Source organism: Clostridium polyendosporum (assembly GCF_018332455.1).
In the GTDB taxonomy this organism is placed as follows: Bacteria; Bacillota; Clostridia; order Clostridiales; family Clostridiaceae; genus Clostridium_AY; species Clostridium_AY polyendosporum.
Genome location: NZ_BOPZ01000010.1, coordinates 52,688 through 64,636, shown reverse-complemented (window position 1 = coordinate 64,636; position 11,949 = coordinate 52,688). Strand labels below are relative to the sequence as shown.

Here is an 11,949-nt window from a genome sequence, read left to right as displayed (position 1 = left end):
AAAAAAGCTATATTATTATCACGTTAATAATGAATTATCTAACAAATAACTAATTATGTGAATTTTCATTGGAAAAATTTTAATAAAATAAATAAAAAAATTATTTGATATTAAGGTTTAGAAAACTAAAATATTTTAGATTGGAGAGGTTGCTGAATGAGTTATAAAGTTTTGATTACTAAAGAAATAAATAATGCAGGAGAAGAGTTCCTTAAAGAAAATGGATATGAGATAAAAATGCTATCAGATATATTAAAAGAAACTATAATAGTCGACAATGATGTCCTTGTTAATGCTCTCATTAAAGAAAATAAAGATGAATTTGATTGTATATCTGTTTTATCTGTTTAATATCTTTAATAATTAATAGGATGTCTTTGCATCCTGCAATTTATATACATGATGTTTTAATCTATAAAAATCCTCATGGCTTGCAAATTGTATATTCCAAGCCCAGTACCCTTCCTTTTCTATCGATACTACTTAAAAACTTCTTTTAATCCTTTTGCTATAATATGAGCCATAGTACTAATAAAATTTAAATCAGCATAATATTCTACAACATCTACTCCATATTCCGCCATTATACATTTAATACATTTATCACCCACTTTAGCATAACATTTGCCAATTCCTCTACCAGCCTCTATATAAGTATCTTTTAAAATTATCTTCCCTATGTCTTCTTTACAACCAAGACAAGCATCTATAGCTATTATAGTGCTATTTAAATGTTTATTTTTAATTTCTCTTATTCGTTCGGTCAGATTTTTTGCATGTATAGGATCAACTAAACTTCCATATACGGGAATTCTAAAATCCTTGTCTTCTTTAAGTAATGAACCTACAAATGGCCCAAGTGCATCAATTGTATCCGTTCTATTAGTTCCAATACATATTATAACAATATCATTTTTAACATCATCTTTAAAATATTCTACTATTTTTGTATATGTATCTTGAGCTCTATAATTTTGCTCTAATTCCATGATATTATTTTTTTTAATGAAAAACTTATATAAATCTTTAATAAACACACTAAGATTCTCCCCTATTGTTATTAAACTATATATCAATTATAAATTACTTTTTATTGTTGAAATTTCAAATCAAACTATTAATTTAAAAATAATTCATTAGAAAATAACTAACCACCCATACTTCATTAAAGCCTTCTAAGTTTATTTTATCATATCTATAAGCTTTAGGTCTTTTTACCTTTTTCATTTTCTTCCACTAAGTATTATTATTCCCAAAAGCCTAACAAAACATAAGTTCGTAAAAATTGAAAAAAAGCTTTGAAGAATTCCTTATAAATTAATAATTCTTCAAAGCCATGTACAAATAACGTTAAAAGTGTATGTAATTGAAAGTCTATTTAACCCACTGAAGCACTATCCCTTCCTTAAAGCCGCCTCTTTCAGCCCTTCTCTTCTCTCTCATTGCTATTAACTCCTCTTCACTGTATCCTAAAGAATCTGCTAATCCAAATAGAACTTCCATAACATCTGCAAGCTCAAGAAGATTCTTATCTTCCACATACTCATTAACTTCCTCTAAAAGCTTCTTTTCTAAAAGTTGTTTTTTTTCTTCTGAAGAAGCTATTCTTACCTCAAATTCCTTACCTGATTCTTTAATAATTTGAGGTATTTTATCCCTAACTAACTTATTATAAGTTATCATATTATTCATCCTTTCCCTTGTTATCAAATCTATTCTTATAGTACTGCATTGTTCTTAAATCTATGGCATCCTTAAAGTTTTCAATAAATATTTTATTGCTTTTATAAACTTCAAGCCCTTTATTTAAACAAAAGTTATTTCCTTCAGTATAAAAGAAATCACCATGAGTCTTTTGCAGAAACTTTATTGGATTTTCTTTTGCTTTTTTTACATACTTACTTTTATCCCATTCCTTAAAGCTTAAAGTGCTTTTATCTTCAATCATATCTATAGCATTAGAGCCTTTAGAGTAGAAATCTCTCATAGAAACGTATATATCTTCATCATTAATATTAATCTTAAGCTCTCCACGATTATAAAAAGACAACAGTATAGACATTTTATAAGTTTTGCTCATACTTGTTATCTCTACCATGTTAATAAATGATCCTCCAAAGGAATCTTTAATAGACATAGTTTCCACTTAAAAAAGCAGCAGATAAATCCACTGCTTTTATCTATTTATTATTTAAATAATACATTAACTTCTCTAGTTCTTCATTAGTTACATATGGAGACTTTATTCTCGTTAACTTTGGAGAATCTGCAGTTTTTACAAGCATATCTCCTTTACCAAGTAGTGTTTCTGCTCCACCTTCATCTAAAACTACTTTAGAAGCAATAGCATCCGCTACCTTTAATCCTATCCTAGCATTTAGATTGTTTCTGATAGTAGTAGTTATTATCTCAGCCTTAGGTGATTGAGTACATACAATTAAATGAACTCCTGCTGCTCTAGCTTCTTGTGACAATCTAACAATAGTACTTTCTATTATTTTTACATATTCCTTATCGGCCTGCATCATAGAAGCATATTCATCAAATACCATAAGCACTCTTTTCATCTTCTTGTCAGGGTTTTTAGAATTATATTCATTAATATTCTTTACCCCTTCTAATTCAAATATCTTATATCGTTCTTCCATAGTAGCTAATAAGTCTATTAATAACTCAATTGCCTTATCAACTTCTGTAGCAACAAGTTTTGTGAACGGACTATTTTTAAACGCAGTCAATTCTACTCTCTTTGGATCAACAAGAACCATTTCAACTTCCTCTGGAGTATAAATGCTCATTATTGAAACTAGGATACTTGATAAAAGAACACTCTTACCACTACCGGTCTGACCTGCGATTAGTAAGTGTGGAGAGTTAGAATCACTTAAGTCTAATAAATATGGTTGTCCAAGTACATCAGAGCCTATTAATACATAGAAGTGTTCCTTGTAATCCTTAAGCTTGTCTGCGTATTGATTTATCTTGTCATACATAGTTTTCAAACCAACAGTTTGCCTTTTTCCTCTTGCTGTATCCATCTTTATTAAACCATCTTCAATGAAGATATACGGCGGTTCATTTAACTTTAATTTAAGCTGAATATTATCTTGATTTTTAGTAATGTCTTTAACATTATTCATAAAATCTAAATCAAAACAATATCTTACAATATCTGGTCCAATAATAGAATCTTTAGGGATAATCTTAACCTTTTTAGCTTGAAGAATTAATTTAAGTGTCTCAAACTTTTGTTTAATATCATTTATTTCATCTTCAAACTTTTCATTTTCATATTCCCTAAATAGGTTAACAATGTTTAGCAGAATAATATTGCTATTCTCAGCTACATTAATTACCTCTCCCCTATCATCACCAGGACTATCATAATTATTTCTGTCATTATCATCTAAATAATTATCACCACCATCAACTATTACTTTATTATCTGTCTTATCATCATTGTTACCCGCTATTTCTTCTTCATCTGGCTTTTCATCCTCAATTTGATCTTCATCTACATGGTAACCTTTAAGTAATAATTCTCTTATTACTTTATGACTGATATGTTTTTCATTAATTGACTTATCATCTCCTGATATAACTTGAATTATTTTATCATCTACTTTATCTAACCAGTATAAATAAAGATCTTTAGAAAATGCAATATTAAAATTACCTTCACAGATTTCAGACAAATCGAATGAAGAGTCATCACCTAAAGTATAACTTATTCCATCTTCATTATTATAAGATAATATTCTATAAAGCTGATTTAACCAGAACCTTCTTTGAACTGTATTGTTCTCAGGATTCCATACATTTGATAAATGTTCATATCCTGATTGCACTTGTAACCTTGCTTTTTCTATGTGGTCATAATTATAATTTGCTAACTTACATTCAATTAACTTAACATATATCTTATATTTTTCTTCATGATCATTTTTAAATAATTCTAAAACCAATAAATCAGGTCTATAATTATGTGCATCCAATACTTTAATATCCGTTAAATCCTCAAATAAATGACTATACGCATCTAGATTTATTATTTTTCTTATAATAAACTTATCTTTATTAACTGAATCAATTTGTTCAAGTTGATATGTCATCAAATAGGCTAAATAATTATTTACAGCTTCATCATCTGGATTTAGTGCCTTAAGAATTTGCGAACCATCTAAATATTTAGTCATTTCTAAGCATGAATTAGCACCATAACTTATTTGCTCTTGTGTCCAACTAGAGAATTTACTGTATAATCTTTTTCTCATCAACAGATTTAAATCGTTAATAATACTATCTCTAGAAGAAATTGTTGAATTTAGTTCTCCAAAATAACCTTCTCCTGTTGAAAATCCAATAATCTTATTCTTTTGGTTATTAAGTATTTGAATATCTATATTTTCATCTAATACAATAACCCAATTTGATTTTTCATGTAATTTATCAAGGAGTATATAGTCAGAATCATTTATGCCTACCTTTTTTATAATTCTATAATCAGCTTCGCTTGAATTTGGTTCCCTTAAATATACCATGAATTGTGCTTGTAAGTATTCACATGAAAATTGAGTTTGAGTTATGTTTAGCTTTCTATACATTTCTTCATAGCTTTTAACGGGTAGATATACAGTAGGAAATCTATTCTCAGTATTTTCAATCTTCACTGTTTTTACAAACTCAGGAATAACTTCTTTTACCTTCATGATATCATTAAAGAAAACAATATCTGATTTCTCAACATTTCTATCAAAGTAGCTATCTAATGTAGAAATATTATAATCATCGTATTTTAATAATTTTATAGAGCTTTCTAAAGTTATATTATCATCTTCAGTAAAATTACTTTCTATCCAATTACTAAAATATTTTGAACCTATAGCTCTAAAATCATCTGTATAGATAATAAGATTAATTTTGATTCTATACTCTAATTCTTTTTTCAGCCTTTTTAAGATATCATTTAATCCTGAGATAATATCACTATAATTATTGGGCTTAATAAAAGATATTGTGAATCCGTCAACTTTTGAAGGATAAGTATTTAGATACTCTTTTATTGTATATGAAATATAATTTGAAATTGGTGATGAGGCTAGGGATATTTTTTCATCCTCTTCATAATCAATCTCACCATAATTAGCTACATTTCCTAATAAAGCATTTTGTTCATCAACATAACCATAAATATTAAAGAAACCAAAGTTATTTCTACTTGTTACAAATATATTGTTCTCACTTAACAATATACTAGTTGAAAATACTATTGTAGACAACTGATTAAATCTATCAAAAGCCTTCTTTATTCTAACTTCGGGGATGTCTCCACCAATCATAATTTCATCAAACAATTCTTTGAATGCATTTGATAAGTATCTATATCTTTCAACCACTTTTTCTAGCATTACCGGATGATAAAGAGGAATAATAGCTCCTTTAATTGTTTTTCCTCTAAATTCTTTTTGATTATTCAACAAAAAGCATTTTGATAGGATATTTATATCCTTATTTTCACGTTTATTTTTCTTCAATAATTTCGTACAATATATTATAAATTCTTGATAGGAATTTAATAAATTAGCTACTGCTAAGTCTTTAAAGGTTGCACCAAATAATCCTTGTTCTCTAACTACCATTATAAAATTAGTGAAACTTTTGGCTAATTTAGTTGCTGGAATATAGATGTCACCATTTTTATCTATCTCATCAAGAGCATTTATATATTCACATCGTACACTGTTAAGGAAGTAATAAAATTCTTCTTCATTTTTAGAGTTAATTAATAAATCTATCTTCTTTGAGAATCCTATAGGTAAAAACTCATATAGCTCTTTAATAAGTGAGTTAAACTTATTATCATTGAAGATATTAAATACGTGAATCCAGCTATCCTGTTCCGATATTATCCACTCATACTTTCCTTCTTCTACTTTTTCACCAATTACTAATTCATAGATTAAGCTAAATTTCGATTTACTTTCACTTTCCTTTGCACTTGTTAATATACCTGCATCTACTAAATTCTTAGTGTTTTCGATAACAAAAGGATATTTATCAACACCATTTCTATCTTGAAATACGATATTCAGTTTTATTTCTTCACCATTCTCATTTACTATTCCTTGTCTCGTTATAAGCTCTTCAATATTCTGTAAGAAGTATATAAAATTATACCACTTAGTTACTAAGGCAGAGTGCTTGTCTTTATTTTCATCTTCACTGCCTTCCTTTGTCCTAGCTAAGGTAATTTTATCTATCCTAATTTTTATTTGACTTAATTCACCCTTTGCATCTTCTTCTAAGTCCTCTACTTCTAAAAGAATTGGAAGTGAAATTGCTTCAAAAGGATCTCCTGTAACTTTAGTAGGCTTTTCCTTTTTTTTCTTTCTTCTACCCTTAGGAATTTTTAATAACTTATTTATTAAATTAAAGCTTACACTAAATAAGTTACCTTTTATTTCTTCAATATTTATACCTTTTAAATAATTGATAATATCCTCTTTGAATTTTGAGTAGTCTATATTATATGCTCCTAGCTCTTCACTTTCTAGTTGCGATATTTGAAGGGGACTAGAAAAAAATTCATCGATTCTTTTTTTTAATTGAGTTATTTTCGACTCTTTTTGATAAGTATCTAAGCCTATTCTTCTACTGAACTTATATCCCTTTTCTATCAAATCTATATTTCCATTTTCAATTTGTTTCTTTGGTATTGATATTAGTCCATTGTAGATATTAGGAATACTCCACCATTCGTATAAATTTGATAATAATTTATTTATTAATTCAAAGTCAGAAAGATTTTGATGCTCATCAAAAAAACTACTCACCTTTAACAAGTCTTTTTCTGTATATTTAAAAATATTAGTAAAAATATTATTGATTTTCTTTTGAGATTCTTCATTATATAGATTCTTATCTTTTGAAAGCTTACAATAACTTTCACCAACATAATTTTCTATAGTTTCTGGACTTGTAGTATAAAATTCTGCTAAACCACCTTGATCCTCTACATCTTCTGTTCCCATTAATATTATTGCTGTATTTTTTTCATTATTAGTAAATGGATAATTTCTCCATTTAGTTAAGTGTTCATTTTTTTCTATCCAGCCATTACTATCTAGCTCTTCTATAAGCTCTTTATAAACATTGATTTTTATCAATTCATTATATTTTTCAAGAGATAGTTTAGCAATAAACTCCATGTCTTTATTGCTAAAATAATCGCTTAAACTTTTACACACCTCAAGGTAAATTTCGGGTGTTGTGAAATTTTCTAACTTAATGAGGTAAAATTTTTTCTCTTGATTAAGAGCCTGATGTAATACTTCTGTTACAACATTAATATATGATTTCATTTTATACCCCCTCAATTCCTTGAACTGTATTATATGGATTGATTACCATAGCAGTTGCATCTGATAGTTCCTTTAAGAATCCATTCTTTTTTAATAATCTTTGGAACTCATCTAGATTGTACTTTAGATATGATGCATCTGTTAGCTTCAAACCTCTATCATTTATATATTTGTTATATTGTTTGGGGCCTATTACAATTCCAAATTGATTGTATAGCTTTCTTAAGAAAGTATCTAATGTCATCTTTGAAGAAGGTGGTATTAATGCTAGTACAAAGAATCTAATTATATCATCACACAATGTAAATCTCATATTATCTCCTTTTAATGGAACAATAATACCAATATCCTTTCCAAGCTTTCTTAAGAGTTTGTATGAATCATCGTAGGCATCCTTTAATAACTGAATATCTGTTTTGTTTTTTCTGATTCCAGTTTCATCTACTACACTATTGCTTTTAATTGAATTTAGCTTATTAGCCAAAGCAATCATCATATCTTCTTCAACTTCTTTATAACATTCAACAGCTAGTCTCTTTATTTTTGTATCAGCATCATTATTTGAATTAAAATGAATAATCCAACATCTATTGTTACCATTAATATCTTGTCTTGATTGAATGTAGGCTGCTTCACTCATCATTCTTAATATTTGAAATACAATCCCTTTTGAAAAAAGGTTGATTTTTTCAAATTCATTTATATCAGCTTCTAATAGATTTATTATTTCTTTCACAGAAAATGCCGCTCTTCTTTCATACTCACCTGCAATCCATTTACATTCACCTTTTTGCATTAATTGCTTTTTTACTACTTCCTCAGAACAATCATCCTCTTTTTTTTCGCTAATAAATCTAATCCAATTATTCTGAATCCATTTTGAAATTCTGCTAAACTCACTATAAGTATCAACTAAGTTAATAATAAGCTTTTCTAATGTATCCCTATAGTGAATTGCTTTTTCGTCTCCTTCAATATTCTTAATATTATTTAACCCTTGAAGTATATGTAAATAATAAACTTCTCCCCCCCTAGCAAGGAATGAGTATTGATTAAACTCAAATCGTTTGTCAGTTTCAATATTAAAGTACCCATCATCATCTAACATACTTAAAGTTTTTCTTTTCGCTTTTAATCCAATGGCCTCGCAAAAAATTGTTTCTCTACAAATTGGCATTAAAGATTGTGCATACCAACCTCTATTTCCTGTAAACATGGAAAATCCACTCAATAAGTCTCTTATTATATTAAGTATAGTTTCATTACTATAACTTTGAGCTTCTATCTTTTTTTCTAATAATCCATTTATCGCATTATCTGCATCAATATCAACAGTAAACCTAGAATCGAGCTTTGTCTTATCAAAGAAAATAAATCTCTTTAAACCTATATTAGGATTTTTTAAATAAGTAATTTTTTCTGAATCCCATAATTTCACTTTTAAGAAGCCAATGCTTTTATCTTCTGTATCTTTTTCTCCTAAAAACACAATCAAAAACTCTAATAAATATTCTTGGACCGTTTGAGAATTAAAAATTCTTCTTCCGAATGTTTGTATTTGAAGATTTTGATCTGAAGGATTAGTATTCTTTATATTTGGAAATATATTTGTCATTTTCCCACCCCTAAGCTTCATATACGACTTCATCATCAATATCTAGTTGAAGTTCTTTCATTGAGTTATTCGTAATTACTAAAATTCTAATTGTTGTATCATCCTCTTTCTTTTTTCCATAGAAGGCTATTAATTCTGACTTGAGCCTTGTTAAATCAAAAGTATAAGATGGATTTAATTTAGTATATACCTTACCCTTACTAATATTATTTAAGTAATCTAATGTCTGATATGAAACCTCAAAGTTTATGTTTCCAAACTTCATTACAACCTTATTACACTTTTCAGTATACTCTATATTATCTGATATCTTTTCTTGTTCTAATTTTATTTCATTCTTCTTTATATTACCTAATATTAATTGAACATTTTGATAATCCATATTATTCTTCTTTAGTGTTAAATATAATTCATCAGTATCAAGAGGATGAACCCCTACTAAATATTTAAACAATCCATTAAATACGATATCCTTAACTCTACTTCTAACTCTTGCACATTTAATCTTAGACTCTGTAATTAATTGATAATATATCGGAAACATTTCACTGAATATTTGTCCAATCATGTTATCAAACTGATCTTCGTCAACTTTACTTAAAAGCATATAAAATCTTCTAAATGCTCTTCTCATATATATTGATTCTTTATTCTTAATTCCTAGCTTATCGTAGTTATACTTCAAAGTATTTTCTAATACTTTTATTGTATTGCCATCAAACATAGAAAAATCTTCTCTTACAAAAAGCTTATAATCTTCTTCTATTAGAGCCTTTTCCTCTAACATTTGTTCATTTAAGTCTCTGATTGCTTTTATATTAAAACTACTCTTTTCAAACTTAGTTCCTATATGACCAAAGAATAAATTAGCAAAATGGTATTTAAATAATCCATCATTATCCTTAACAATCTTTCTGTTTATTTGACTACAATTTAAATTACTTGTAATTGAGTATGATAAATGTGATAACATTTGCCTTATTGTCAATCTTTGTTGGTTATCTGCAAACCAAAAATATAATCTCTCAACAAACCCTATAATTCTCTCTTGATTATTTGAAATCGTTAAGTAATTGATATATGGAGGACATTTCTTACAACAACCGCATGAATGACATGGCTTCCATAATTCTTCCTGCGTTAACTTCCTTATTATTTCTGTCACAAAATATGAGTTATCTATCTTTGCAAGATTAATTACCTTAAATTTAAATTGCTCATTTTTAACTGTTATTTCAACATCTGAACTTTCTACCCTATCAATCTCAGATAATAAATCCACCTCAAAAGCTTCAATTAATTCATCTTTTATAGTTTCATTTTCGTCTTTATAAGTGTTAGCTAATAATCTCTTTGCTGTATTTATTAACGGACCAGTATTAGATATTAATAATGAAGAAACTCCTCTATTAGGTGCTTTAATGAATTCTTCAAACACAGCTTCTTGTCTCTTTTCATTAAGCTCACTCATATCCTTAATATATAGAAATTGCCCATTGTACTCTTCTACTTCTTGTAATTCTTTTAAACCTTTATTAAAGTATCCTATTTTTTTTAGGACTTGAATAAGAATACTAGTTTTACCATCACCAGCATGCCCAGTAAGAACTAAAGCAGTATTATTATTTTGATGAAATAACAAATTAAAGATATAATTAGCAACTTTTCTATCTACTACTATCTTGTCATAATACTCATTTAAGACTTGTGATTCCGCTAATGCATTTTCATTACTTCCACTAGCATTATTTAGCGAATTTAAATATTCAATAAAACTATTCATACTTCCCCCTTATAAATTCTCTAAGCTTTCTATTAAATATTTTATTTGTTCTTTATCATTAAAATAACCTAAACTCACTCTAACGGTTCCTTCATATATATTTATAAAGTCTCTAAAATATGGTGCACAATGATGACCCGCCCTAACAGCAATATTAAACTCTTCATCTAAAACTCTAGCCACATCTTCAGCTGAGTAACCATCTATATTTAAAGCAACAATCCCTATATGTCTTTCTCTATCTTTAGGTATGTATATTTCTATACCATCAAGTTGCTCTAATTCACTCACTAATAAATCTGTTAGTTCCTTTTCCTTTTTGTATATAAAATACACTTTTGTTTGTTTTATCCATTTGATAGCAGCATTAAGCCCTGCAATAGCTTGGATGTTATAACTTCCTGCTTCATACATATATGGTTCTACTTCTGGCATATTTAGATTTATTGAATCACTGCCTGTCCCACCGACTATAAACTCTTTTAAAGCTACTTTGTTAGAATTATTAATATAACCTGCAATTCCAAATGGACCATAAAGTGTCTTATGTCCTGCAAATATAGCATAATCTATATTTAGTTTATTTAAATCAATGTCAATTAGTCCCATAGATTGTGCACAGTCTAGAATTACTATAGGATTGTAGTCACTTAATATTTCAGTTAATTGTTCAATTGGTAAAATATATCCTGTAACATTGCTCACATGCGAAACACACACTAAATCAGGCATATTCTGTGATAAATTTGGCTTTAATGCTTTTGTATTAAGTTCAAAAGTTTCACTATTAAAATCCAATATATGAATTACAAAATCAAACTTTTTATTTAAATAATGAAGTGTTCTCATTATTGCATTATGTTCAAAGGGTGATACATAAACATTCTTAATTGTTGACCAATCTAATCCATTCAATACTTGATTTAGTGCAACTGTGGCAGAAGAAGTAAAGACAACTCTACTTTTATTATTTATCTTTACTAAATCCGTAAGTTCTCTCCTTGTATCATCAATTAAATCATTAGCTATTCTGGAGAGTTTATGTGAGCTCCTTCCTGCATTTACACCATTTTTTCTATAAAATTCATCCATAAAATTATAAACACTCTCTGGCTTCGGAAATGTTGTAGATGCATTATCTAAATAAATAATATCACTCATATTTTTGCCTCCTATAAATAGTACATGTA

Annotated in this window: 8 protein-coding genes; 1 reads left to right on the top strand and 7 read right to left on the bottom strand. The window is 27.8% G+C overall.

All coding sequences use genetic code 11. From position 1 onward, the window contains the following. Positions 1-156 precede the first annotated feature (156 nt). On the top strand, positions 157-351 hold the full coding sequence (locus CPJCM30710_RS07565) for a hypothetical protein (protein ID WP_212903564.1): 195 nt from the start codon (positions 157-159) through the stop codon (positions 349-351). Positions 352-479: 128 nt separating this feature from the next. Here CPJCM30710_RS07565 and yyaC read toward each other — a convergent pair whose 3' ends face one another. The 7 genes from yyaC to CPJCM30710_RS07530 all read right to left on the bottom strand — a co-directional run bounded on the left by yyaC (position 480) and on the right by CPJCM30710_RS07530 (position 11,920). After that, complete coding sequence (gene yyaC / locus CPJCM30710_RS07560; RefSeq protein WP_212903563.1) at positions 480-1,037, bottom strand: spore protease YyaC; 558 nt, start codon at positions 1,035-1,037, stop codon at positions 480-482. A gap of 337 nt (positions 1,038-1,374) precedes the next feature. After that, positions 1,375-1,683 carry a nucleoside triphosphate pyrophosphohydrolase gene (locus CPJCM30710_RS07555; protein ID WP_212903562.1) on the bottom strand — a complete coding sequence of 103 codons (309 nt, stop codon included), beginning with the start codon at positions 1,681-1,683 and terminating at the stop codon, positions 1,375-1,377. A gap of 1 nt (position 1,684) precedes the next feature. Then, on the bottom strand, positions 1,685-2,137 hold the full coding sequence (locus CPJCM30710_RS07550) for a hypothetical protein (protein WP_212903561.1): 453 nt from the start codon (positions 2,135-2,137) through the stop codon (positions 1,685-1,687). A gap of 43 nt (positions 2,138-2,180) precedes the next feature. Next, positions 2,181-7,361 (bottom strand): FtsK/SpoIIIE domain-containing protein, encoded by a 5,181-nt coding sequence (locus tag CPJCM30710_RS07545; protein ID WP_212903560.1) that lies wholly within the window; start codon positions 7,359-7,361, stop codon positions 2,181-2,183. A gap of 1 nt (position 7,362) precedes the next feature. Then, complete coding sequence (locus CPJCM30710_RS07540) at positions 7,363-8,976, bottom strand: hypothetical protein (protein WP_212903559.1); 1,614 nt, start codon at positions 8,974-8,976, stop codon at positions 7,363-7,365. Between the two features lie 10 nt (positions 8,977-8,986). Then, the gene (locus tag CPJCM30710_RS07535; RefSeq protein WP_212903558.1) at positions 8,987-10,759 is read right to left on the bottom strand and encodes a hypothetical protein; all 1,773 of its coding nucleotides are present in this window, start codon (positions 10,757-10,759) and stop codon (positions 8,987-8,989) included. A gap of 9 nt (positions 10,760-10,768) precedes the next feature. Next, positions 10,769-11,920 (bottom strand): aminotransferase class V-fold PLP-dependent enzyme, encoded by a 1,152-nt coding sequence (locus tag CPJCM30710_RS07530; RefSeq protein ID WP_212903557.1) that lies wholly within the window; start codon positions 11,918-11,920, stop codon positions 10,769-10,771. Positions 11,921-11,949 lie beyond the last annotated feature (29 nt).

Excerpts from the sequence above, each read along its gene's own strand:
- CPJCM30710_RS07565 (WP_212903564.1), top strand. The coding sequence starts at position 157 with ATGAGTTATAAAGTTTTGATTACTAAAGAAATAAATAATGCAGGAGAA.
- CPJCM30710_RS07555 (WP_212903562.1), bottom strand. The coding sequence starts at position 1,683 with ATGATAACTTATAATAAGTTAGTTAGGGATAAAATACCTCAAATTATT.
- CPJCM30710_RS07550 (WP_212903561.1), bottom strand. The coding sequence starts at position 2,137 with ATGTCTATTAAAGATTCCTTTGGAGGATCATTTATTAACATGGTAGAG.
- CPJCM30710_RS07545 (WP_212903560.1), bottom strand. The coding sequence starts at position 7,361 with ATGAAATCATATATTAATGTTGTAACAGAAGTATTACATCAGGCTCTT.
- CPJCM30710_RS07540 (WP_212903559.1), bottom strand. The coding sequence starts at position 8,976 with ATGACAAATATATTTCCAAATATAAAGAATACTAATCCTTCAGATCAA.
- CPJCM30710_RS07535 (WP_212903558.1), bottom strand. The coding sequence starts at position 10,759 with ATGAATAGTTTTATTGAATATTTAAATTCGCTAAATAATGCTAGTGGA.
- CPJCM30710_RS07530 (WP_212903557.1), bottom strand. The coding sequence starts at position 11,920 with ATGAGTGATATTATTTATTTAGATAATGCATCTACAACATTTCCGAAG.